General features: G+C 67.3%; 20 protein-coding genes. 15 read left to right on the plus strand and 5 right to left on the minus strand.

Features of this window, described 5'->3' with window-relative positions:
- Position 1: 1 nt before the first annotated feature.
- A complete protein-coding gene (locus SGRAN_RS06270) occupies positions 2–3,106 on the minus strand; it encodes a CHAT domain-containing protein (RefSeq protein ID WP_067186942.1) in 3,105 nt (1,034 codons plus the stop codon).
- Between the two features lie 251 nt (positions 3,107–3,357).
- On the opposite strand from SGRAN_RS06270, the gene SGRAN_RS06275 reads away from it, so the two are divergent.
- From SGRAN_RS06275 to nadA, 7 genes are all read left to right on the plus strand, one after another.
- The gene (locus tag SGRAN_RS06275) at positions 3,358–3,696 is read left to right on the plus strand and encodes a DUF1476 domain-containing protein (protein WP_067111309.1); all 339 of its coding nucleotides are present in this window, start codon (positions 3,358–3,360) and stop codon (positions 3,694–3,696) included.
- Between the two features lie 13 nt (positions 3,697–3,709).
- Positions 3,710–3,943 carry a BolA/IbaG family iron-sulfur metabolism protein gene (locus SGRAN_RS06280; RefSeq protein WP_067181692.1) on the plus strand — a complete coding sequence of 78 codons (234 nt, stop codon included), beginning with the start codon at positions 3,710–3,712 and terminating at the stop codon, positions 3,941–3,943.
- 49 nt (positions 3,944–3,992) lie between these two features.
- The gene (gene grxD / locus SGRAN_RS06285) at positions 3,993–4,325 is read left to right on the plus strand and encodes a Grx4 family monothiol glutaredoxin (protein WP_067111307.1); all 333 of its coding nucleotides are present in this window, start codon (positions 3,993–3,995) and stop codon (positions 4,323–4,325) included.
- A 63-nt stretch (positions 4,326–4,388) separates the two neighbouring features.
- A complete protein-coding gene (locus SGRAN_RS06290; RefSeq protein ID WP_082737115.1) occupies positions 4,389–5,606 on the plus strand; it encodes a GGDEF domain-containing protein in 1,218 nt (405 codons plus the stop codon).
- Positions 5,607–5,961: 355 nt separating this feature from the next.
- Entirely contained in the window at positions 5,962–6,891 is a 930-nt protein-coding gene (locus tag SGRAN_RS06295) for an MBL fold metallo-hydrolase (RefSeq protein WP_237233869.1), read from the plus strand.
- The gene (locus SGRAN_RS06300) at positions 6,888–7,505 is read left to right on the plus strand and encodes a DUF4230 domain-containing protein (RefSeq protein WP_067181695.1); all 618 of its coding nucleotides are present in this window, start codon (positions 6,888–6,890) and stop codon (positions 7,503–7,505) included. Before SGRAN_RS06295 ends, SGRAN_RS06300 begins: the two co-directional genes overlap by 4 nt.
- A 94-nt stretch (positions 7,506–7,599) precedes the next feature.
- The gene (gene nadA / locus SGRAN_RS06305; RefSeq protein WP_067111304.1) at positions 7,600–8,589 is read left to right on the plus strand and encodes a quinolinate synthase NadA; all 990 of its coding nucleotides are present in this window, start codon (positions 7,600–7,602) and stop codon (positions 8,587–8,589) included.
- A gap of 10 nt (positions 8,590–8,599) precedes the next feature.
- Here nadA and SGRAN_RS06310 read toward each other — a convergent pair whose 3' ends face one another.
- The gene (locus SGRAN_RS06310) at positions 8,600–8,884 is read right to left on the minus strand and encodes a helix-turn-helix domain-containing protein (protein ID WP_237233871.1); all 285 of its coding nucleotides are present in this window, start codon (positions 8,882–8,884) and stop codon (positions 8,600–8,602) included.
- Positions 8,850–9,125, minus strand: a complete 276-nt coding sequence (locus tag SGRAN_RS06315; RefSeq protein ID WP_067186944.1) for a BrnT family toxin — start codon at positions 9,123–9,125, stop codon at positions 8,850–8,852. The genes SGRAN_RS06310 and SGRAN_RS06315 overlap by 35 nt, the downstream gene beginning before the upstream one ends.
- A 708-nt stretch (positions 9,126–9,833) precedes the next feature.
- Here SGRAN_RS06315 and SGRAN_RS06320 point away from each other — a divergent pair.
- The 7 genes from SGRAN_RS06320 (at position 9,834) to SGRAN_RS06350 (ending at position 18,437) form a co-directional block, all read left to right on the plus strand.
- Positions 9,834–10,028, plus strand: a complete 195-nt coding sequence (locus SGRAN_RS06320; protein WP_148650811.1) for a hypothetical protein — start codon at positions 9,834–9,836, stop codon at positions 10,026–10,028.
- A complete protein-coding gene (locus SGRAN_RS06325) occupies positions 10,025–10,219 on the plus strand; it encodes a hypothetical protein (RefSeq protein WP_067181701.1) in 195 nt (64 codons plus the stop codon). Before SGRAN_RS06320 ends, SGRAN_RS06325 begins: the two co-directional genes overlap by 4 nt.
- A 1,208-nt stretch (positions 10,220–11,427) precedes the next feature.
- Positions 11,428–11,691 (plus strand): GlsB/YeaQ/YmgE family stress response membrane protein, encoded by a 264-nt coding sequence (locus SGRAN_RS06330; RefSeq protein WP_067110264.1) that lies wholly within the window; start codon positions 11,428–11,430, stop codon positions 11,689–11,691.
- 178 nt (positions 11,692–11,869) lie between these two features.
- Entirely contained in the window at positions 11,870–12,142 is a 273-nt protein-coding gene (locus tag SGRAN_RS06335; RefSeq protein WP_174521660.1) for a GlsB/YeaQ/YmgE family stress response membrane protein, read from the plus strand.
- A gap of 281 nt (positions 12,143–12,423) precedes the next feature.
- Positions 12,424–13,629, plus strand: a complete 1,206-nt coding sequence (locus tag SGRAN_RS06340) for an efflux RND transporter periplasmic adaptor subunit (protein WP_404950403.1) — start codon at positions 12,424–12,426, stop codon at positions 13,627–13,629.
- Positions 13,630–13,663: 34 nt separating this feature from the next.
- On the plus strand, positions 13,664–17,080 hold the full coding sequence (locus SGRAN_RS06345; RefSeq protein ID WP_067181707.1) for an efflux RND transporter permease subunit: 3,417 nt from the start codon (positions 13,664–13,666) through the stop codon (positions 17,078–17,080).
- Positions 17,081–17,153: 73 nt separating this feature from the next.
- Entirely contained in the window at positions 17,154–18,437 is a 1,284-nt protein-coding gene (locus tag SGRAN_RS06350; protein WP_404950404.1) for a DUF445 domain-containing protein, read from the plus strand.
- A gap of 280 nt (positions 18,438–18,717) precedes the next feature.
- Here the strand turns inward: SGRAN_RS06350 and SGRAN_RS06355 are convergent, their stop codons facing one another.
- The gene (locus SGRAN_RS06355) at positions 18,718–19,512 is read right to left on the minus strand and encodes a Rossmann-fold NAD(P)-binding domain-containing protein (protein ID WP_067181710.1); all 795 of its coding nucleotides are present in this window, start codon (positions 19,510–19,512) and stop codon (positions 18,718–18,720) included.
- A 168-nt stretch (positions 19,513–19,680) separates the two neighbouring features.
- Between SGRAN_RS06355 and pepN the strand changes: the two genes are divergently transcribed.
- The gene (pepN, locus tag SGRAN_RS06360) at positions 19,681–22,281 is read left to right on the plus strand and encodes an aminopeptidase N (protein WP_067181713.1); all 2,601 of its coding nucleotides are present in this window, start codon (positions 19,681–19,683) and stop codon (positions 22,279–22,281) included.
- A gap of 148 nt (positions 22,282–22,429) precedes the next feature.
- Here the strand turns inward: pepN and SGRAN_RS06365 are convergent, their stop codons facing one another.
- Positions 22,430–22,750, minus strand: a complete 321-nt coding sequence (locus SGRAN_RS06365; RefSeq protein WP_067181715.1) for a DMT family transporter — start codon at positions 22,748–22,750, stop codon at positions 22,430–22,432.
- Positions 22,751–22,822: the final 72 nt, after the last annotated feature.

Genomic DNA, 22,822 nt, shown 5'->3' on the forward strand with positions numbered 1-22,822 from the left:
TTCAGCGCGCGGCGCGGCCTGCCGGGACGATCGGCGCCGGTGCCGGCGTCGGAGCCGCGTCATCGTGCAGCAGCGGCTGGCCGCCGTCGCCGACAATCGCGAAGCCCGCCCAATAATAGGGGTGCGAGGTCTGCTTGTCGTTCATCAGCCGCATCTGCGTGGCGGCAAGCGCGTCGGCGATGCTTTCGCCCTGCGATGCCGCGAACAGCCCGCCGATCAGCCGCTTGGTCGCATCGAAATCGTCGGGCGCGGGCCAGTGGCTCGCGATCACCGAACGGCCGCCGGCGCCGATGAAGGCGCGCACCAGCCCGTCGAGCGCATTGCCGCCGCCGCTCGCGACCCCCGCCTCGCGCGTCGCCGACACCGACGCCGCGCCCGCGGTGTCGCAGGCCGACAGGATGACGAGGTCGGCGTCGAGCTTGAGGTCGAAAATCTCCTGAAAGGTCAGCAGCCCGTCCGAATCGCCGTCGCCGAACGAAGTCACCAGCGCCGGCCGCGCGGGGCAGGAGGGGCGCGGTGCCGTCACCAGCCCGTGGGTGGCGAAATGGATGATGCGATAATCGCCGAGGTCGGTGCGGGTCTTGACCGCGGTGTCGGTGAATGCGCTGCCCGTCAGCAGCATCGCCGCCTCGGGACTCATCCGGCTCTTCGCCTCGACCAGTTCGTCGGCCGAGATCGGCCGGCTCCACTGGCCGATGTCCCAGCGGCACTCGGCGTCGCTGCCGATGGCGCCGCCGGCGCCGCGGCTGCCGAGCGAGGGAAGCAGGCCGGCGACGGGGGCATTGTGGCCGAGCCCGAAATATTGCTTGGCGGCGCTCGACGGCGCGGTCTGGCGGGCGTTGTGGAAGGCGAGCGCGGACACGGCGGTGCTCGGCCGGACGGTGCGGCCCAGCCAGGCGATCCGGCGCATGTCGAACGCATCGGCATTGGGGTCGAGCAGTCGCTGTTCATAGTCGGCGAGCCCGGTGTCGGAGGTGACGAGCAGGGTGATCGGCAGGCGCAGCATCGCGCCGTCGGGTTCGAAGATCAGATGCGGGATTCCCGGCAGGCGATCCGCCACCGGTCCGAACAGCTGCGCATAAAGCTTGCGCGCGGTCGCGGCGTCGAAAGGATAGGTGACGCGGCGCCCGTTTTCGACCGTCGAGATGGTCGACCGGATCGCGTCGACCGCGCTTTCCAGGCTCCCGGCGTCGATGTCGGCCCGCCACAGCTGCGCCGTGCCGCGATCGATCAGCATGGCATAGACGGCATCGCCGACGACGAGCATCTTCAGATAGGCCTCGTCCCCCCGCAGCGTGCGTTGCAGGTCGGCGAGGTCGATCTTGCCCGGCGTCACCGCGCGATATTGCGGAAAGGCCGACAGGCGCGTCACCGTTTCGGCCTGCTGGGTCGACAGATTGTCGAGCTGGGTGCGCAGGTCGGCGCGCAGCGCGCCGATTTCCGGCGTCGCGGGCATCTGCGCGAGCCGCGCATCCTCGATCCGCGCGCGTTCGATGTCGCGGCTCAGCGTCGTCGCCTGGCGGAACAGCGCCGCGCCCTCGTCGCTGCCGCTCGACAATTCGCGTGCCAGCACCGCCTGCGTATCGGCGACGCCGGGACGGACCTGGAGCTGGCTGGCGACGAAGAAATCGCCGACCGCCGCGGGATCGCTCGCGGCGCGCTCGGTGAGCAGCCGGTAATAGGGGGCCATCATATTGGCCATTCCCGCCGTCGAACGCTGCGAATTCGCCAGCGACGCCACCACGTCGCGATAGATGCCGAGCGCCTTGTCCGGCTGGCCGTTGCGCGTCAGGAAGGCAGCGTAGCGTGCGCGCGCTGAAGCGAGCGCGGTGGTTTCAGGATATTCGACCGCGAGCGCCTGCACCGATTGCTGGAAACGCGCGTCGGCGTCCGCGATCTCGCCCATCGCCTCTTCGCTCAGCGCCAGTTCGCCGAGCATCTGCGAGCGCAGGCGGACGATCGAGGTCACGCGGCCTTCGCGCACCGCGAGCGCCTCGTCGAGGCCGCGGAGCTGCGCGGTCTTCGCGGCGGCGGCATTGCCGCGCAGCCGCTCGACGGTGCCCAGCAGATGCGTCGCCTGCGCGTCGATGATCCGCGCGCGCTCGGCCGGGGTCAGCCGTTCGCGGTCGGAGGTCTGGCGGATTGCGCGCGCGCTCGCGCCGCTGTTGATGCCGGCGGCGACCTCGGGGGTCAGCGTCACCGTGCCGTCGGCGGCCGCCGCGGCGGTGGCGAACGACGGCAGCGGCGCCTGCAGCAATTCGGCGGCGGCGTCATACTGGTGGCGGTTGAGCGCGTCGATCGCGCGGAAATTGCGGCGCAGGCGAAGCTGGACCGGGTCGCTGGTCGGGATCGCCTCGACCTCCGAGAACAGCCGCTCGGCCTCTGCGAATTCGCCGAGGTTCGATTTCTGCAGCGCGCGGTTCAGGATGAATTCGGTGGGATCGAGGTCGGCCGCCGCCTGTTCCTCCGCAGTGCGGCGCGACAGCGCCTCGAAGAATTCGGCCGCCTCGGCATAGTCGCCGCTGTGGTTGCGGCGGTATCCCTCGGCAAGAGCCTTGTCGATGTCGATCGCTCCGGCCAGCGTGCGCGCGAAGCCGTCGTTGCCGCCGATCGATGTCGTCGCGGCCCTGATAACCCCCGGGACGATCCGGCGAGTGCGGATCGATTCGAGCGCCAGTGTCAGCGCGTCGTCATAGGCGGCGAAGCCCTCGACGGCATAGGCGGTGTTGCCGTCGGCCTCGATCCGCGTCCGCCACGCAATCGCGCTGTCCTTGACGGTGCAGGCGTCAGGGGCGGTGCAGGCGATCGTCCCCGCGCGCGCCTTCTCGATTCGCGCCAGCGCTTCGGCGGGGGTGGCGCGCAGCATGCGGACATGGCCGACCGGCTGGCTCGCGTCGCGGCACAGGATCGTCCACGCGCGGTCGAACATGCCGTCGATCACCGCGTCGCGGACCGTCGCCTGCACCTCGCACAGCGACCCGCCCTGGCTGCCGATCGAGAAACTGTCGCGCAGCGTCGGATCGTCGCCCTGCGCCGCGGCCGCGCACGGCGCCGCAAGCGTCGCGAGGGCGAGCGCCGGCAAGAGGTTGGAACGTCGCGCGGTCATGGTCAAATCCCCCATACAGGCCGGTTGTGCCCGGCCGTCGCTCTGCGACGAGGCGCAGTCTTCATCGCTGCGGTACGACCCCATTCCCGTCGCCGCGGACCCTAAACCCTTCGTACGAAAAAAGGAAGTGATCTGCCGCACAGTCCGGCGGGGCGGGATAACCGTTCGTTGCCGCACAGGCGGCTTGCGCCCGGCACGGGGGCGACCTATCTGGGGCCGACAGGCTCTCAGGCTCTTTTCGTGAGGACAAGATGACGCAATTCGATGATCGCAAGCGTGCCTTTGAAGCGAAGTTCGCGCGCGACCAGGAAGTCCAGTTCCGCATCACCGCCCGCCGCAACCGGCTGGTCGGCGAATGGGCGGCCGAACGCATGGGGCTGACCCCAGAAGAGACCGACGCCTATGCGAAGGCGGTCGTGCAGGCCGATTTCGAGGAAGCGGGCGACGAGGATGTGATCCGCAAGCTTGCGGGCGATCTCACCGCCGCGGCGGTCGAGATCAGCGATGCGGAGATTCGCGCCGTGCTCAACGACAAGACGGCCGAGGCGCGCCGCCAGTTCATGGACAGTCTGGACGGCAGCCAGGGTTGAGGGGGACAGCGCGATGGCGATGCGCGAGGCGGATTTGCGGGCGGCGATCACGACGGCCTTTCCGGGCGCCGAGGTGACGATCACCGACCTTGCCGGCGACGGCGATCATTTCGCGGCGCATGTCGTGTGCGAATCCTTTCGCGGCATGACGCGCGTCGCTCAGCACAAGGCCGTCTATGCCGCGCTCGGCGGCCGCATGGGCGGCGAACTTCATGCCTTGCAATTGACCACCGCCATCCCTTCATAAGGGGTATCCCGCGTATTTTTCGGCGCACCCGCGCCATCGGAGGCATATCATGAGCGACCCCACCGTCCACGACCGCATCGCGAAGCTGGTCGCCGATCATCCCGTGCTGCTGTTCATGAAGGGGACGCCGCTGTTTCCGCAGTGCGGCTTTTCCTCGCGGGCGGTCGCGATGCTCGACCGGCTCGGCGTCGCCTACGACTCGGTCGACGTGCTGCAGGACATGGAAATTCGCCAGGGCATCAAGGAATTCTCCGACTGGCCGACGATCCCGCAGCTTTATGTGAAGGGCGAATTCGTCGGCGGCAGCGACATCATGATGGAGATGTGGGAGGCCGGCGAACTGCATCAGCTGATGGACGACATCCCAGCGCGTGCGGAATAGGCCGCATCCGGGTCGATGCGGCTTTCCCGGCTGGAAGGATCCGGCTAACGCATAGGTGACTCCATGCAGGCAGCGGAAGGTCGCTCCGTCGCCATTGACGAGATGGATCGCGAAATGGAGCGCGGGCTGCGGCGCCTGCGTTTTTCCGATCCCGTCGAAGCGGTCTTCCTGCGCGAATATCTGAAAAGCCGCGCCCGCATGGTGCCGCTGTGGGCCTTCCTCGGCACCCTGCTTTATCTGGTGGCGATCCTCGGCGACCTCAGCATGATGCCCGACGTCGCGCCGACGGTCATCGCCCTGCGCCTCGGCCTGTTCCTGCCCTACGCCGTCGCGGTGGTCTGGATCATGCGGCGGTGGCCCTCGCCCGCGACCTACGACCGGCTCGCGCTGGGGGTCGGCCTGCTCGGCCTGTCGCTGCCGATGGTGATGCTGGTCTTTTCGCGGAGCGATCATCTCTTCGTCTATCAGACGGGCAGCGTCGGCACGCTCGCCTTCTTCGTCATCGTGCTCCGCCCGCGCTTTCCGACCGTCCTCGCAGGGCTGGCGGCGATGGTCGCGATCCAGATCGCAACGACGGGCCTCAACGGCAGCTTCGACGCCGTGACCTATTCGGGTATCGTGTCCTTCCACATCACGCTCGGCATCTTCCTCGCGCTGTCGGCCTATTTCGCCGAGCGGGTCGATCGCCAGAATTTCCTCAATCGCCTGCGCGGGGAAGCGTTGCAGGCACAGTTGACCGCCCTGTCGGAACGCGACCCGATGACCGGGCTTTACAACCGCCATTCGCTGCGCCGGTCACGCCACGCGATCTGGGCGCCGGGGACGGCGCGCACCATCTCGCTGCTGATGCTCGATATCGACAGCTTCAAGCTCTACAACGACGTCCACGGCCACGTCGACGGCGATGCCTGCATCCAGCGGGTGAGCGACATCGTGCGCAAGCAGGTGGACGAACAGGGCACTGTGTTCCGCTATGGCGGAGAGGAGATACTGATCCTTCTGCCCGATACCGGCCAGGCGCCCGCCCTGTCGGTGGCCGAGGCCATTCGCCAGGCGATCGAGGGCGCGGCGATCCGTCACGACGGCTTGCCGGGCGGCGGGGTCGTCACGGTCAGCCTGGGCGTCGCGACGGGTCGCACCGACGCGGACGATCTGGAGGAACTGCTGCGGCGTGCCGACACTGCACTCTATGCGGCGAAGGGGGCGGGACGGAACCGGGCGCGCCTCGCCGATCCGGAAGCATCGCTGCCCGCATCGGCGATCGGGCGGCCGTCGCCCTAAACGGTTCCGAAAAAGCAACCGGGGGGCGGGGCCGTTCGGCCGCTCCGCCCCCCTTTTGCCTTTGGGGGTAAGTGGGGATGTCCCGGTGGGGGCAGGGGGTAGCGGGGACCAGACCGATACCCCCTGCCGCTCCATTGAGCGGAACACTCGGGAACGAAATATGTCATACAAGCGCCGTGCCAGATCGACGAGCGCGCGCATTTTCGGGGTTTGCACTGGTTAGCGAAACCTTGCCGGCGCGCCGATCTGTCAAATTTTCCGACAGGTCCCGGGCCCGCGGGCCGCGCCGGGCGAGGGGGCTGCGTACCCCTTTTCTGTCGCCCCGGCCCTTTTCCTTTCGGTCCGGCGATGCCACATGGACGCCGTGACCGACGAAAAGCCCTGGCCCGACACGATCCACGCCGGCGAGTGTGAGCAGCACGAGCCGCTGGTCCGGCGCGTGCTCGCGCCTAATCCCTCGCCCTATACCTTCACCGGCACCCAGACCTGGCTGGTCGGGGCGGGCCGCGACGTCGCGGTGATCGACCCCGGCCCGACCGGATCGGGGATGAGCATCGGCGATCCGCCCGACGCCAACGGCACCGGTCATGTCGACGCGATCCTGCGCGCGGTGGAGGGGCGGCGCGTCGCCGCGATCCTGTGCACCCACACGCACCGCGACCACAGCCCGGCGGCGCGTCCGCTGAAGGAGGCGACCGGCGCGCCGATCGTCGGCTGCGCCCCGCTCGCGCTGTCCGACGACGGGCCGCGCGCCGATTCGGCCTTCGACCCCGATTATGCCCCCGACCGCGTCCTTGCCGACGGCGAGCGCGTGGCCGGCGACGGCTGGACGCTCGAAGCGGTGGCGACGCCGGGGCACACCTCCAACCACCTCTGCTTCGCGCTCGTCGAAAGCGGGGCGCTGTTCACCGGCGATCATGTCATGGCCTGGTCGACCAGCGTCGTCAGCCCGCCCGACGGCGACATGGCGGCCTATATGGCGAGCCTGCAGAAGCTCTACGAGCGCGACGACCGCGTCTATTATCCCGCGCACGGCCCGGCGGTCGCGAAGCCGAAGCAGCTCGTCCGTGGCATGCTCGGCCACCGCCGCCAGCGCGAGCGGCAGATATTGCGGGAACTCGAACAGGGTGTGCGCGTGGTGCCCGACATGGTGAGCCACATGTACAAGGGTCTCGACCCGCGCCTGACCGGCGCCGCCGGCCGTTCGGTGCTCGCGCACCTTCTCGACCTCGAGGCGCGCGGCCGCGTGCTGCGCGACGGCGACGCCTGGAGCCTCGCGGCATGAGCCGGGGCGCCTTCCGCACCCTGATCGTCGTCCTGTTGGCGGCTGCGATCTTCCTCGGCTGGCGTGCGTGGGACGGCTGGCAGAAGAGTTATGATCCCGAAACGGTCGTCGCGGCGAGCCTGCAAGGGCTTCAGGAACAGAATGTGCTGGTGCCCTTCACCGCGCGCTATGTCGCGGTGGTGACCTCGACACAAAGCCGCCTGGGGCTCAGCGCGAAGAAAACGCTGATCATGCCTGGCACGGTGCGCTACGAACTCGACCTCGGCAAACTCAAGCCGTCGGACCTCGACTGGGACGCGGCGGCCGGTACGCTCACCGTCGCGCTGCCGCCGCTGCGCCTCGCGGGGCCGGAGATCGACATCGACGCAATCAGCGAGTTTCGCGACGGCGTGATCCTGCTGACGCTCACCGATGCCGAGGCGGTGCTCGACGCCGCCAACCGCAAGGCGGCACAGGAAGAATTGATCAAGCAGGCGAAGGGATCGACCCCGATGCGCCTCGCCGAAGGTGCCGCCCGCGCCGCGATCGAGCAGAGCTTCGCGATGCCGCTCAAGGCCGCGAGGATCGACGCAAAAGTGACGGCGCGCTTCGCCGAGCAACGTAGGCCGGGATAAGGCCGGCTGCGGCGAATTGCCCTGTCGCGGGGCAGCGTGTAGGGGAACGCGGCTCCCGATGGCGAGGGGGCCAGGACCAGATAAGGATAAAGCCATGACTGCTCCCATCCGCGAAAATCTTTCGGGCCTCGACCTGCGCGCCGAGATCGACCGGCTGCGCAAGGAGCGCAACGCCGTGATCCTTGCGCATTATTACCAGAAGCCCGAGATTCAGGATCTTGCGGATTTTGTGGGTGATTCGCTGGAATTGTCGCGCAAGGCCGCCGAGACCGACGCCGACGTCATCGCCTTTTGCGGCGTCAAGTTCATGGCGGAGACGGCGAAGATATTGTCGCCCGAAAAGATCGTCGTGCTGCCCGACATGGATGCGGGATGCAGTCTCGAGGACAGCTGTCCGCCCGAGCAGTTCGCGCGTTTTCGCGCCGCACACCCCGACCATATCGCGCTGACCTACATCAACTGCTCGGCGGCGGTGAAGGCGCTCAGCGACATCATCGTCACCTCGTCGAGCGCCGAGACGATCATCGGCCAGCTTCCGCCCGAACAGAAGATCATCTTCGGCCCCGACCGGCACCTCGGCGGCTACATGAACCGCAAGTTCGGACGCGACATGCTGCTGTGGCCGGGCGTGTGCATCGTCCACGAAGCGTTCAGCGAGACCGAACTGCTCAAGCTGAAGGCGCAGCACCCCGACGCGCCGGTCGCGGCGCACCCCGAATGCCCGCCCTATATCGTCGACCATGCCGATTATGTCGGCTCGACGAGCGGCATCCTGCAATTCGCCAAGACCTTCCCCGGCGACACGCTGATCGTCGCGACCGAACCGCACATCATCCACCAGATGGAAAAGGCGCTGCCCGAAAAGAATTTCATCGGCGCGCCGGGCGCCGACGGCAATTGCAACTGCAACATCTGTCCGTACATGGCGCTCAACACGATGGAGAAGCTCTACCTCGCGCTGCGCGACCTTCAGCCGCGGATCGAGCTGGACGAGGAATTGCGCCTGGGCGCGAAGAAGAGCCTCGACCGCATGCTCGAAATGGCGTCGGGCACGGTGGGCAAGGGGGATTTGGGGCGGGCGTAAGCCGTGAGGGCTACCCCGCCACCGCCCGCTTCGTCATCTCCGGTTCCGCCGCAATCACCTTGAGGTAGGCCCGTACCGCCGGGGGCGGCATGTGGCGGCCGATCTCATATTGGCGGATATTGGCGACCGGAATGCCATAAGCGCGCGCGAACTCTTCCTGACTCATGCCAAGATCGTTTCGGAGCGTGCGAATGCGGCGGCCCATCAGGCCGCGTTCCAGACCGGCGACGCTGACATCGAAGTCTTCGGGATCGCCGGGGTCAGCCGGAATGGCGATCGTAGTTTCCTTGTTCACCTGCATTGCTCCTTCGCACCGAGATCAGTCGTATCCTGTCGCCTCTCCAGACATGGACGGCCGTATAGAGCTTGCCCCCGACGAGCCCGATCGCCTTGAATCGCTCCTCGCCATCGATTTCCCGGTGTGACGCGAGGATCAGATGGAATGGGTCGCCGAATATTTTGAGGCCGAACGACAGTTTCAAGCCATGTTTGAATCGATTGGCCTCGTCCTTGGACGGATCATATTCGAAATCCATGAAGTCATATATGTGATTCACATGGTTTGCGCAAGCGAGTCGCCGAGGCGATTCGATTTGCGCGCCGCCTTTCGAATCCGAAAATGCTGCGCTCTTGTTACAAAAATGCTGCGCAGCAAAGCCAAGTTGCTAATGCCGGACTTATCCACAGGCGCGGGCGCTCGAAAGGGCGATTCCGCGCTTTTTCTGTTGGCGGCGGCGGCGCTTCGTGACAGCTTCCAATCATCGGACGACAGAGACGTCGGACCGCCGGGACGGAAAGACTGGTTGCAAGACCAGCCGGACGGAAACGGAAGGGTCGGACGACGAAACGACCGATAGCCCGATCACGGAACGCGGATATTCCCACGAGTTGAAGCGAACCCGATCAGGCGATTGGAAGGCAGACCATCGCTCGGGAAAGGCGACTGCTTCGGCAGATGCCGGACGAGATGACGAAGGGCCTTCCGGTGAGGCCGGCCCCCGCAAGGGGGCCGACCGAACCGTCGCCGGATTGTTCCGGCGCGCGTCACGGCGCCTCGTTTGGCGGTTTGCTGATCGCAAGACAGCGGGCCGGGATGGGGCAGGCGGCAGCGCAGGACAAAACCGGATAGTGGGGGCTGGCAGCGATGCCGGCCCCCATTTCGTTTCGTCGCCGGCGTTGCGGCGGCATTCCCATTCCTGTCCGCGGGCGATCCGGCCTACCGCGACAAAGCGGAATTGGAGGCGATGAAAACGCGCGATCCTGAGGCGATCGCGGCGCAGAGGCTTCTCGAAAGAGGCGTGGAACAGCATCGTCTCGACCAGATCCGGGCCGAGGAGGCAAAGGCGATGGAACGCGCTGTCGAGCATGTGCTATCGGCCGCCAAGCCCGGGCCGGAGCGAATTTTCGAAGGACTGTTGAGCGCGGGAGGCGCCGCATGAGCGATCAGCCGACCAATGGTGTGCGTACGCTGAGTTACCGCGCGGCGCTGCGCGAGGCGCTGATCGAGGAGATGCAGCGCGACGAGCGCGTTTTCATGATGGGGCAAGATTTGCCGTCACCCGCGAGCGGCGAAGCCGCGCGGCAATCCGGAGCGTGTGCGGGCCGCGCTGGATTGCTGCGCGCAGTTTAGGGTCAGGGCCCATAATTTGCCATTCGAGGTTTGAAGCGATTCTGCTCAGGGCGAGGAAGCAAGACGCGGGAATATGTCGATATTTCAAGACTTGCCGACGACGCCATGGGCAAAATCGGTCAAATCCCCCTCCCGCATAACTGGGGGGACGCCGAAATGGCTTCGATCTCAGGCTTGCGGGTAGCGATGCTACCCGCTGCGTCCGCCCAAGCCCGATATCTTCGCCATTTCGACGCCTCGAACGGCAATTAATGGGCCCTGACCCTAAGACCCGTGGGGATTCGGATTTCGGCACGGTTTCTCTTTTCCGTCACCCTGACCTTGTCCGGCAACGATCCCTTTTCGATAAGTCACCGTTCCCCAGCGAAAGCCGGGGGCCATGCGGGGCGGCGCTATGCCATCTGGACCCCGGCTTTCGCCGGGGAACAGCGCCTGACCTGACTGAAGGGTATAGATGCCAGCCTGTTTCAGAGCCTGCCCCCGGACCCGATCGGGGGGGGCATGGTCCGCCCTCGTCTGAAAGGCGGCGCAAAAGGGAAGGTCCGGCCATGGATGCTGAAACGCGTTCAGCATGACGAACCGATGAGGCAGCGTGCAGAACGCCGAATCCCCACAGGCCTTGGGACCAATCGACATTCAGCTCTGGCGGCCTGCAAATGGCGGCCTTTCGCGCTTCCGGTGCTCACGTGCCATCAGCACGCTGCGCTCCGGTTCGCGAAAAACCACCATTTTCGCCTCGCCATCTTCTGAATGTCGATTGGTCCCAGAGCATCGAGCCTTGAATCTGACCCATCGTCCCGCTCGACACGAACGGATATGGGGGCGTCGCGGGTTTATGGCACGCCGCTCTATCCTGAGCGCCTGCAAGACAGTCGAAGGCTCGCGATGACCGGGGGGCGGGGGGCGGGCTCGGCCTGCACCGCGATGCCGCGTCGAGCGGGCGATCCGCCCAATTGCGACGTCGCGGTGTGATGGCTGTCACAACGCCGTCGCCGTTCTTCCCTTATGCCTGCTCCCGCGACCCAGATCAGTTCCCCGATCCGGAATTGATCTCCCTTTCCCGGCCGGGCCTTTCGCGGTCCGGCCGGGAACCTTTTTCGCCCTTCTCGCATTATGTCCGCATCGTCGGGACGATGCCCGGATCGCCGGGCATCGGCATCATCTGCCGCCGTCGGCGGCTTCCCGAACCGACAGAGAAAGGGACGGACATGGGTATCATCATCACGTTGATCGTCGGCGGCATCATCGGCTGGCTGGCCAGCATCGTCATGCGGACCGATGCGCAGCAGGGCATCCTCCTCAACATCGTCGTCGGCGTCGTCGGCGCATTCCTCGGCAACATCCTCGGCGGGATGTTCGGCATGGGCGCCTCGCTCGACGCGTTCAGCCCGATCGGCCTGCTGTGGTCGTTCATCGGCGCGGTCGTGCTGCTCGGCCTGATCAACCTCGTCCGCCGCGGCAGCGTCCGCTGATCCGAAACGGGGCTTCGTCCGGCGGCCACCATTTCGCTAGAATGTTGTTTTCCCGTGTTTTCCGAGGCGTCGGGCGAGTCCGCCCGACTTGAAAACACTTCTAGGCGGCCGCGGATATTTGCGTTACCACCATGTGCCTGCTGCGTCGGGCAGATCAATGATCGTAGGGGGTCAAATCATGATTGATTTCATCATTGCACTTGTCATGGGCGGCATCATCGGCTGGCTGGCCAGCATCGTGATGCGGACCGATGCCCAACAGGGCATCTTCCTGAATATCGTTGTCGGTTGTATCGGTTCGATCCTCGGTCGGCTGTTGCTGGGCGGCCTGATCGGCGGCGGGCATCTGCGCGGCGACGCGTTCGACTGGCGGACGCTGCTGACCGCCTTCGTCGGTGCGGTGATCCTGCTCGCGATCGTCAACCTCGTCCGGCGCGGCCGCGTGCGCTGAAATCCCGTGGCGGCCGGGCGTGACGCCCGGCCGACGCAAGGGCGGCCACCCGCAGGGGTGCGCCGCCCTTTCCGTTGTCCGAAGCCGCTGGAATCGGCCGTCCATCCCGTCTATGAGCGGCCGGCGGACGGAGCGATGGCGGCCGGCGTTTGCCTCTTGCCACTAGTGATGTAATACGGTAATACACCTACGAGGATTTGGGTCCTGTCATGCGGGCGGGGGCGTATCGCTGTCGGCGGTCGTCGCGTCGGCTGCCATGGGCAGCGGATGGGGATTTCGGCGTGAACTACGAGCGGAAAGTGGAAGCGATGGACAGCCTGGCGGGATCGACCCCGAGCTTTTATGACGAGGGCGAGAGCCGCCGCAAGCGCACGCGACTGATCGTCGCGCTGGTGCTGATCGGGTTCGCGCTGGCCGCGACCTGGTATGCCTTCACGCACCGGGGCACCGGCGCCGCGACCGCCGAAGGGGCGGACGGCGCCGCCGCGCAGAGCGTCCCCAACGTCACCGTGGTGATCCCCGGGCGGGTGTCGGTGCAGGCGGCGATCGCCGCGAACGGCACGATCGCCGCGCGCCGCGAAATGCCCGTCGGGGTCGCGGGCGAGGGCGGCCAGGTGATCCGCGTCCTCGTCGAGCCCGGCCAGTGGGTCGGCGCCGGCCAGACGCTCGCGGTCATCGACCGTTCGGTGCAGACGCAGCAGGCGGCCAGCCTCTCCGCCTCGATCCGCGTCGCGCAGGCCGACGCGAGCCTCGCGCAGGCCGAACTCGAGCGTGCCGAGGCGCTGGTGTCGCGCGGCTTCATCTCGAAGGCCGACCTCGACCGCAAGCGCGCGACCCGCGACGCCGCCAACGCGCGCGTCCGCGTCGCGCAGGCGCAATATCAGGAAGCCGTCGCGCGCAACGGTCGCCTCAACATCGTCGCGCCCGCCGCGGGGCTGGTGCTGACGCGCGAGGTCGAACCCGGCCAGGTGGTCGGCGCGGGCAGCGGCGTGCTGTTCCGCATGGCGAAGGGCGGCGAGATGGAAATGCTCGCCCAGCTCGCCGAGGCCGACCTCCAGCGCGTCCGCGTCGGCACGCGCGCGACGATCACCCCGGTCGGCACCGACCTGCAGATCGCGGGGCAGGTGTGGCAGGTGTCGCCGATCGTCGACATGAACACGCGGCAGGGCACCGCGCGCATCGCCATCCCCTACAGCAGCGCGCTGCGCCCCGGCGGCTTTGCCGACGCGCGGCTGGTGTCGGGCACGGCGGAGGCCCCGCTGCTCCCCGAAAGCGCGGTGCAGAGCAGCCCCGACGGCAATTTCGTGCTGATCGTCGGCAAGGACGACAAGATCGAGCGGCGCGCCGTGAAGGTCGGGACCGTGACCGACGGCGGCGTATCGATCGCCTCCGGCCTGTTGGGCACCGAAAAGGTGGTCGTGCTCGCCGGCGCCTTCCTCAACCCCGGCGAAAAGGTGAAGCCGGTGATCCAGAAATCGGCGCAATAAGCGCACCCGGACCAGCACGTAAGGCGTTTGAATCATGAGCTTTCGCAACATCTCCGCCTGGTGCATCCGCAATCCGGTGCCGCCGGTCGTGCTGTTCATCCTGTTGCTGCTGGCGGGCCTCGTCAGCTTCAACCGGATGGATGTGAACGACAATCCGGACGTCGAATTCCCGCTGGTCCAGGTCATCGTCGTGCAGCCCGGCGCCGCGCCGGCGGAGCTGGAGACGCAGGTGACGCAGCGCGTCGAGGCGGCGGTCCGCGGGGTCAGCGGCGTCGACGAAATGTCCTCCTATGTCAGCGAGGGCAACAGCCGGACGATGGTGCAGTTCGCGATCGGCACGCCGATCGACCGCGCCTATAACGACGTCAATCAGGCGGTTCAGCAGATCCGCAGCGACCTGCCCGACGGCATCCTCGAACCGCAGGTGGTGCGTATCGACGCGGCGGGCGGGCCGATCACCTATTTCGCGGTCGAGGCGACCGACATGACGCTGGAACAGCTCAGCTGGTTCGTCGACAACACGGTCGCCAAGGAGCTGCTGTCGATCCCCGGCATGGCCAAGGTCAGCCGCGCCGGCGGCGTCGATCGCGAGATTCGCGTCATCCTCGATCCCGCGCGCATGCAAAGCTATGGCCTGACCGCGAGCCAGGTGAACCAGGAACTGCGGCAGGTGAACCTGAACGCCGCGGGCGGCCGGACCGAGATCGCGGGGGCCGAACAGGCGGTGCGCGTGCTCGGCAACGCTGCCAATGCCTTCCAGCTCGGCGAGACGCGCATCGCGATCGGCAACGGCCGCACCGTCCGCCTGGCCGACATCGCCAAGGTGACCGACGGCTATGCCGAACAGCGCAACCTCGCGATGATCCGCGGCAAGCAGGTGCTGTCCTTCTCGATCGAGAAGGCGAAGGGCTCGTCGGACGTCACCGTCCACGACGAGACGATGAAGAAGCTCGCCGAGATCAAGAAGAACAATCCCAAGGTCGACTTCAAGATCCTCTTCACCAAGACCGAATATGTGAAGGAGCAGTATCGCAGCTCGATGGCCGCGATGATCGAGGGCGCGGTGCTTGCCGTCGTCGTCGTCTTCCTGTTCCTGCGCGACTGGCGCGCGACGCTGATCAGCGCGATGGCGATCCCGCTGTCGGCGATCCCGACCTTCTGGTTCATGGACATGATGGGCTTTTCGCTGAACAGCCTGTCGCTGCTCGCGCTCAGCCTCGTCGCCGGGGTGCTCGTCGACGACGCGATCGTCGAGATCGAGAATATCGTCCGACACATGCGAATGGGCAAGACGGCCTATCAGGCCGCAATCGACGCCGCCGACGAGATCGGCCTCGCCGTCGTCGCGACGACGTCGTCGATCGTCGCGGTCTTCCTGCCGGTGGCGCTGATGCCCGGCATCTCCGGGCAGTTCTTCATCCAGTTCGGCATGACCGTCGTCTTCGCGGTGCTCGTCAGCCTGGCCGTCGCGCGCATGATCACGCCGATGATCGCCGCCTATTTCCTGTCGGCGCAAGGCGAGCAGGAGCATGCCGGCGGCCCGTGGATCGACCGCTACGAACGCATCCTTGCCTGGACGCTCGACAACAGCAAGCATCACGCGGTTCGCGCGCGTTACGAGGCCATCGCGACGCGGCCGGCCTTTCTGTCCGTGCCGCTGATCGCCGCCGGCCTCGCCGTGCTGTTCATGGCCTTCCGCTATTTCCAGCCGGTGCCGGTGGGACAGGACGCGCCGAACCCCGCGATCCATTTCCTGCTGCTGACGCCGATCAGCTTCGTCGCCGCCTATCTGCTCGTCGGGCTGGTGCAGATCGTCGTGGGGGCGCTCGCCTATGCGGCGGGGATGCGGCAATGGGCCTTCACCCACTGGGCCATGTTCATGGCGCGGCGTTTCTGGGCGCGATTGTTCGACCATCGCGTGTGGATCGTCGGGATCGGCCTGCTCGCCTTCCTCGGCAGCATCCTGCTGTTCACGCAGCTGCCGAACCAGTTCCAGCCGACGATCAACAGCGATTACAGCCAGATCAAATATGAGCTGCCGCCGGGCTCGACGCTGGCGCAGAGCACGCATGTCTCGAACGAGATCAACGCGATCCTCGCGGACGACAAGGCGGTGGAGAATGCCTTCTACGACGTCCAGGTCGGCAGCGGCGGGGTCTATATCACGCTGAAGAAGCATCGCGAGGTCACCAGCGTCGAATGGGAACGCGGCCTGCAGCCGAAGCTGGCGGCGATCCCCGACGCGCGCGTTTCGTTCCAGAGCCAGGCGGGCGGCTTCTCGGGCCGCGACATCACCTTCATCATCGGCGGCGACGATCCGGTGCTGCTCGAACGCCATGCGCAGAAGATCGTCGCGGAGATGAGCAAGCTCAAGGAACTGCGCTCGGCGCGGATCGAGGGCGACATTCCGCGGCCGGAGATCATTGTGAAGCCGCGGCTCGACCTCGCGGCCGAACTCGGCGTCACCACCGCGGCTCTCAGCCAGACGATCCGCATCGCGACGATCGGCGACATCGACCAGAATGCCGCGAAATTCTCGCTGTCGGACCGCCAGATCCCGATCCGCGTCCTGCTGTCGGAGGATTCGCGCCGCAGCCTGGCGACGATCGAGACGCTGCCCGTGCCGACCTCGCGCGGGACCACCGTGCCGCTGAAGGCGGTGGCGGAGATCGGCTTCGGGGCCGGCCCGACCGAATTGCGCCGCTACAACCAGACGCGGCGCATCGTGATCGGCGCCGACCTCGCGCCGGGGCTGGTGACGAGCGACGCGCAGACCAGGATCGACGCGCTGCCGGCGGTCAAGTCGATGCCGCAGGGCGTGCGCAAGATCATCCAGGGCGACGCCAAGTGGCAGGCCGAACTGGCGACCAATTTCATGATCGCGGTCGTGTCGGGGCTGATGCTCGTCTTCTCGACGCTGGTGCTGCTCTATCGCCGCTTCCTGTCGCCGCTGGTCAACATGTCGTCGCTGCTGCTCGCGCCGCTCGGCGGTCTGCTCGGCCTGTGGATCACGGGCATGGAAATCTCCATGCCGGTCTATATCGGCCTGCTGATGCTGCTCGGCATCGTCGCGAAGAACTCGATCCTGCTCGTCGACTTCGCGATCGAGGAGATGGACCATGGCGTCGACAAGCTCGCGGCGCTCAAGGATGCGGGCCGCAAGCGCGCGCAGCCGATCGTGATGACGACGGTGGCGATGATCGCCGGCATGGTGCCGACCGCGCTGTCACTGTCGGGCGACGGGGCGTGGCGCGCGCCGATGGGCGTCGTCGTGATCGGCGGGCTGGCGCTGTCGACGCTGCTCACGCTGCTGATCGTCCCGGCTGGCTTCAGCCTGGCCGACAGCATCGAAAAGCGCCTGGGCCGCTTCTTCTCCGCCAACCTGCTCACCTATCGCAAGGGCGACGACACGCGTCCGCACGGCGACCCGGCGCCGTCGCCGGCGGAGTGACGCGGGGGCGACATCGGCGCGCGCGGACGGCGCGCCGGTTGCAACCTTTGCCGCGCTTCGCCATTTGTTGGGCATGACCGAGCCGACCTCCGCCCGCCCGAGCGCGCCCTCCGACCATTGGGGCGTCGCGGTTCCGACGGGCGGGCTCAACATCCGGGTCGTCGCGACCGGGCTGCTCGTCGTGATGGCGCTGATCTTCGTCAGCGCCAAATATTATCAGGACGTGCACCCCGCGATCGGATTCGTGCGCGCCTTTGCGGAGGCGGCGATGGTCGGCGGGCTCGCCGACTGGTTCGCGGTCACCGCGCTGTTCCGCCACCCGATGGGGCTGCCGATCCCGCACACCGCGATCGTGCCGCGCAACAAGGACCGCATCGGCGACACGCTGGCGCGGTTCCTGCTCACCAATTTCCTGCTGCCGCGCCTGATCGCGCGCAAGATGCAGACGGTCGACGTCGCGGGCGCGGTCGGCAAGTTCCTGTCGGAACCGGCCGAGGGCGGCGGGCGGCTGAAGCTCGGCGCGTCGCGGATCATCGCCGACGCGCTCGGTGCGCTCGACCAGCAGCGGCTGGGCGGGATGGTCAAGTCGGCGATCGCCGACCGGCTGCGCGAACTCGACGTCGCGCCGCTGCTCGGGCAGGCGCTGCAGGCCGCGCTGGCGGAGGGGCGGCACCAGCCGCTGCTCGATGCGATGGTCGGGTGGGGATCGAAGACGCTCGAACTCAACGAGCATCTGATCCACCAGATGGTCCACGACAACAGCAACGCGATCGTCCGCTTCACCGGGCTCGACGAAAGCATCGCGAACCGCATCGTCGCCGGCCTGTCGAAGCTGCTCGCCGAAATGGCGGTCGACGAGACCCACCCGCTGCGCATCCGCGTCGAGGAGGGGCTCGCCAAGATGGCGCTCGACCTCCAGCATGACCCGGAGGTCAAGGCGAAGGTCGCGCGCGTCCGCGACGAACTGCTCGAGAACAAGGCGGTCAAGCGCTGGCTCGACGGCCTGTGGGAGCAGGGCCGCGCCGCACTGCTCAAGGCGGCACGCGACCCCGAAACCATGCTCGCGGGGCGCATCGGCGAACTCATCACCCAGTTCGGCGCGATGCTGGGCGAGGACGAGGCGATCCGGCGCACGCTCAACCGCTACGCGCGCCGCGCGGTCGTCGGCATGGTCGACAGCTATGGCGAAACGGCGCTGCGGCTGGTGTCCGACACGATCCGCGGCTGGGACGCCAAGACGATCACCGACCGGCTGGAAAGCGCGGTCGGCGACGACCTGCAATATATCCGCATCAACGGCACGCTGGTCGGCGGGCTGGTCGGGGTGCTGATCCACGCGGTGGATGTGCTGCTGTAGCCGGGGCGGTTTTTCGGAAAAGCTCACGCAAAGGCGCGAAGGCGCAAAGAGAATAATCCGGCGCGGCGTAGCGACAATCTCACACAAAGACACAAAGAGGGCGGAGGAAATATCGACCTCCGTTTATCATCCCGTCGGGTGCATGGGGAAAGGACCGGACAAAGTCCGGTCAATTTATCTGCTGTGCCTGCGGATCAAAGGAGAGGTGGCAATATAGGCCGCCCTCTTTGTGTCTTTGTGTGAGATTTTTCTCTTTGCGCCTTCGCGCCTTTGCGTGAGATCAATCGAGCATTGCCCTCAACCCCTCGCGCCACGTCGGATAGGTCGGCGCCCAACCCAGCAGCCGTTTCGCCTTGCCGTTCGCGACGCGGCGATTCTCGGCATAGAAGGCGCGCGCGGCGGGCGACAGGGCCGCGTCGTCCAGCGATTGCAGCGGCGGCAGCGGCGCCCCCAGTATCGCGCAGCCCCATTCGACGAGCCGGTTCTGCGAACAGGGTTCGTCGTCGGCGAGGTTGTAGACGCCCGCCGGCCCGCGCAGCGACGCGATGACGCCGCCCGCGATGTCGTCGACGTGAATGCGACTGAAGACCTGTCCGGGCAGCGCGATGCGATGCGCGCGCCCGTCGCGTATCCGGTCGAGGATCGACCGGCCGGGGCCATAGATGCCGGGCAGGCGAAAGACGCGCCCGTCGCCGCGCAGCGCCTGCCACGCGGCGTCGGCGGCATTGCGGTCGGCGCGGCGGCCGTGGACGGGTGCGCTCTCGTCGACCCACGCGCCGCGCGCGTCGCCATAGACGCCGGTCGAGGACAGATAGCCGACCCACGTCGCCGGCGCGACGGCGATCGCCTCGCCATAACGGGCGAGCACCGGATCGCCCCCGCCCGCCGGGGGCACCGACGACAGGATGTGTGTCGCGTCGCGCAGCGCCGCCAGCACCGCCGGCGCATCGGCGAAGGCGATGCTGTCGCCGCGTCCGTCGCGCGTGGTGCCGATGACCTCCCACCCGCGCGCGCGCAGCCGCGCCGCGAGGTGCCCGGCCGCATAGCCCATTCCAAAAATCAGCATGTTGCTCATGGGTCGCCTTATTGCGCGGCGCAGCCGCCAAGCCTAGGACAATGACCGACAGTTTTTCCGTTCGTGCCGAGCTTGTCGAAGCATCGTCCTTTCTTTCGGCGCCGAAACGAAGGACGACCCTTCGGCAAGCCCAGGGCGAACGATTCTCGTTCGAGGTTTCTTCCGCACATGACCGACGCGTCCTCCTCTCCCGTCCCCCCCGTCACCATCCATCGCACCGCCTATCGCCCGCCCGAATGGCGGGTGCCGGAGGTGGCGCTCGATTTCGCGCTCGGGCTCGAAGAGACGCGGGTGACGGCCGCGCTGTCGGTGGTGCGCGATGCCGATGCCCCGGCGCCGCTCGTGCTGCGCGGCGACGCGCTGACGGCAGAAGCGGTGCGCGTCGACGGCGAGGCGTGGAACGGCTGGCGGATGGACGGGCCGGACCTGGTCGTCGATCTGGGCGACCGGACCGCCGCGGTGGTCGAGGTCGATACGCGGATCGACCCCGCCGCCAACAGCCAGCTGATGGGGCTCTATGCCTCGAACTCCATGCTCTGCACCCAGTGCGAGGCGGAAGGGTTCCGCCGCATCACCTTCCACCCCGACCGTCCCGACGTGCTCAGCCGCTACCGGGTGCGGATGGAAGGCGACAAGGCCGCTTTCCCGATCCTGCTGTCGAACGGCAATTGCGTCGCGACGGGCGAGGGGGAAGGCGGAACGCACTGGGCGCTGTGGGAAGACCCGTGGCCGAAGCCTTCCTATCTGTTCGCGCTCGTCGCCGGCGACCTCGTCGTCAACCGCGATCATTTCACCACCCTGTCGGGGCGCCGGGTCGAACTCGGCATCTGGGTGCGCGCGGGCGATCAGGATCGCACCCACCACGCGATGGCTTCGCTCAAGCACAGCATGGCGTGGGACGAGCAGGTCTATGGCCGCGAATATGACCTCGACCTGTTCAACATCGTCGCGGTCAGCGATTTCAACATGGGGGCGATGGAGAACAAGGGGCTGAACGTCTTCAACACCCGCTATATCCTCGCCGACCCCGACACCGCGACCGATGCCGATTACGACGGGGTCGAGGGGGTCGTCGCGCACGAATATTTCCACAACTGGTCGGGCAACCGCGTCACCTGCCGCGACTGGTTCCAGCTCAGCCTGAAAGAGGGCTTCACCGTCTATCGCGACCAGAGTTTTTCGGCCGCGATGGGGTCGGCGGCGGTCAAAAGAATCGAGGATGTGCGCGTGCTGCGCGCCGCGCAGTTCCCCGAGGACGCCGGGCCGCTCGCGCACCCGATTCGCCCCGACAGCTATCAGGAAATCTCGAATTTCTATACCGCCACCGTCTATAACAAGGGCGCCGAGATCATCCGCATGATGGCGACGATGGTCGGCCCCGAACGGTTCCGGCGGGGCACCGACCTCTATTTCGACCGCCACGACGGCGAGGCGGCGACCTGCGAGGATTTCGTCCGCGCGATCGAAGACGGCGCCGGCATCGACCTGACGCAATTCCGCCTGTGGTACAGCCAGGCCGGAACGCCGCGGATCGCCGCGCGCCTCGAAGGCGACGCGGCGAGCGGCGAATGGGTGCTGCACCTCGCGCAGACCATCCCGCCGACGCCGGGACAGCCCGACAAGGCGCCGATGCTGATCCCGCTGCGGATCAAGGCGTTCGACCGCGACGGCGCGGCACAGGATACGGCGGAGCAACTCGTGCTGCTCGACCACGCCGACGCGACGGTGCCGCTCGGCCGCTTCGCCGGCCGGCCGATGCTGTCGATCAACCGCGGCTTCTCTGCCCCGGTGATCGTCGATTGCGCGCGCGCGCCGGGCGAACTTGCGTGGCTCGCGGCGCACGACGACGATCCCTTCGCGCGCTACGAAGCGTTGCAGCAGCTGATGCTCGACACGCTCGTCGCGGCGGTGTCGGGGGAGGCGGCGGAGCGCGGCGCGGTGGTCGATGCGGTGCGCGAGACGCTGGCGGGCGCCGCCGCCGATCCGGCCTTCGTCGCGGAAGCGGTGCTGCTGCCGAGCGAGGCCTTCATCGGCGACCAGATGGTGACGGTCGATCCCGACGCGATCCGCCGCGAACGGCTCGCGCTGCAGGCCGCGATCGGCGAGGCGCTCGAAAGCGAATGGCGCGCGATCCTGGCCGATCCCGCGCCGCCCGCGACCGATCTCTCTCCCGCCGCCAAGGGGCGCCGCCGGCTGCGCGGGGTCGCGCTCGCCTACCTTGGGGCGACGGCAAGGGACGACGCGCCCGCGCTGGCCTTCGCCATCTTCTCCGACGCCGACGGGATGACCGAGCGGCAGGCGGCGCTCGCGACGCTCGCGCACGGCGACAGCGACGAGCGCGCCCATGCGCTCGACATCTTCTACCAGCGCTACCGCGACAATCCGCTCGTGCTCGACAAATGGTTCCAGGTGCAGGCGTGGTCGCTGCGCCCCGACACCGTCGATGCGGTGCGCGACCTTGCGCGCCATCCCGATTTCACGCTGGCGAACCCCAACCGCGTGCGGGCGCTCTATGGCGCCTTCACCGCCAATCAGGCGGCGTTCCACCGCCCCGACGGCGCCGGCTATCGCCTGCTCGCCGACCTCGTCATCGCGCTCGACCCGAAGAACCCGCAGACCGCCGCGCGCCTGATCCCGCCGCTCGGCCGCTGGAAGCGCTTCGACGAGGCGCGGGCGGCGCTGATGAAGGCGGAACTGGGCCGCATCCTGGCGCAACCGGGCCTGTCGCGCGACGCGACCGAGCAGGCGAGCAAGAGTTTGGTGGGGTAGATTCCAGCCATTTCCGATCTTGTCATCCCCGCGAAAGCGGGGATCCAGAGCGTGGGGCGGCTGGCCTCTCCCTGGGTTCCCGCTTTCGCGGGAACGACGAAGCGAAAAAAACGGGAATGGCGACGTTCGGTCGTTTCCGCGCTCTTCTTCACCCGGCCGAAAACAGCTTGGTGCCCACCACGCCGATCACGATCAGCGCCATGAAGCCGACCTGCACCGCGCTGACCTTTTCGCCGAACAGCAGGATGCCGCCGATGATCACGCCGACCGCGCCCAGCCCGGTCCAGATCGCATAGGCGGTCCCGGCCGAAATCTCGCGCATCGCGAAGGCGAGCAGCGCCATGTTGACGAAGCTCAGCGTCACCGGCACCGCCGACGCCTGCCACGTCCCGACCGTCGCCGCCCATTTCAGGCTGAGCGCCCAGCAGATTTCGGTGAAAACGGCGATGGCGAGGATGATCCATCCCATGAAGAGTCCTTTCCGGTCGGCGGGCTCGGGGGAAGGGCGCGCGCCGGAAACCCGAAAGAGGCGCGCAAGCCG

Origin of the sequence: Sphingopyxis granuli, assembly GCF_001559015.1 — a bacterium.
GTDB lineage: Bacteria > Pseudomonadota > Alphaproteobacteria > Sphingomonadales > Sphingomonadaceae > Sphingopyxis > Sphingopyxis granuli.

Excerpts from the sequence above, each read along its gene's own strand:
- SGRAN_RS06350 (WP_404950404.1), top strand. The coding sequence starts at position 17,154 with ATGACCGAGCCGACCTCCGCCCGCCCGAGCGCGCCCTCCGACCATTGG.
- SGRAN_RS06270 (WP_067186942.1), bottom strand. The coding sequence starts at position 3,106 with ATGACCGCGCGACGTTCCAACCTCTTGCCGGCGCTCGCCCTCGCGACG.
- SGRAN_RS06325 (WP_067181701.1), top strand. The coding sequence starts at position 10,025 with ATGAGCGATCAGCCGACCAATGGTGTGCGTACGCTGAGTTACCGCGCG.
- SGRAN_RS06315 (WP_067186944.1), bottom strand. The coding sequence starts at position 9,125 with ATGGATTTCGAATATGATCCGTCCAAGGACGAGGCCAATCGATTCAAA.
- SGRAN_RS06300 (WP_067181695.1), top strand. The coding sequence starts at position 6,888 with ATGAGCCGGGGCGCCTTCCGCACCCTGATCGTCGTCCTGTTGGCGGCT.
- SGRAN_RS06330 (WP_067110264.1), top strand. The coding sequence starts at position 11,428 with ATGGGTATCATCATCACGTTGATCGTCGGCGGCATCATCGGCTGGCTG.
- SGRAN_RS06345 (WP_067181707.1), top strand. The coding sequence starts at position 13,664 with ATGAGCTTTCGCAACATCTCCGCCTGGTGCATCCGCAATCCGGTGCCG.
- SGRAN_RS06290 (WP_082737115.1), top strand. The coding sequence starts at position 4,389 with ATGCAGGCAGCGGAAGGTCGCTCCGTCGCCATTGACGAGATGGATCGC.
- pepN (WP_067181713.1), top strand. The coding sequence starts at position 19,681 with ATGACCGACGCGTCCTCCTCTCCCGTCCCCCCCGTCACCATCCATCGC.
- SGRAN_RS06320 (WP_148650811.1), top strand. The coding sequence starts at position 9,834 with ATGAAAACGCGCGATCCTGAGGCGATCGCGGCGCAGAGGCTTCTCGAA.
- SGRAN_RS06275 (WP_067111309.1), top strand. The coding sequence starts at position 3,358 with ATGACGCAATTCGATGATCGCAAGCGTGCCTTTGAAGCGAAGTTCGCG.
- SGRAN_RS06365 (WP_067181715.1), bottom strand. The coding sequence starts at position 22,750 with ATGGGATGGATCATCCTCGCCATCGCCGTTTTCACCGAAATCTGCTGG.
- SGRAN_RS06295 (WP_237233869.1), top strand. The coding sequence starts at position 5,962 with ATGGACGCCGTGACCGACGAAAAGCCCTGGCCCGACACGATCCACGCC.
- grxD (WP_067111307.1), top strand. The coding sequence starts at position 3,993 with ATGAGCGACCCCACCGTCCACGACCGCATCGCGAAGCTGGTCGCCGAT.
- SGRAN_RS06335 (WP_174521660.1), top strand. The coding sequence starts at position 11,870 with ATGATTGATTTCATCATTGCACTTGTCATGGGCGGCATCATCGGCTGG.
- SGRAN_RS06280 (WP_067181692.1), top strand. The coding sequence starts at position 3,710 with ATGGCGATGCGCGAGGCGGATTTGCGGGCGGCGATCACGACGGCCTTT.
- SGRAN_RS06355 (WP_067181710.1), bottom strand. The coding sequence starts at position 19,512 with ATGAGCAACATGCTGATTTTTGGAATGGGCTATGCGGCCGGGCACCTC.
- nadA (WP_067111304.1), top strand. The coding sequence starts at position 7,600 with ATGACTGCTCCCATCCGCGAAAATCTTTCGGGCCTCGACCTGCGCGCC.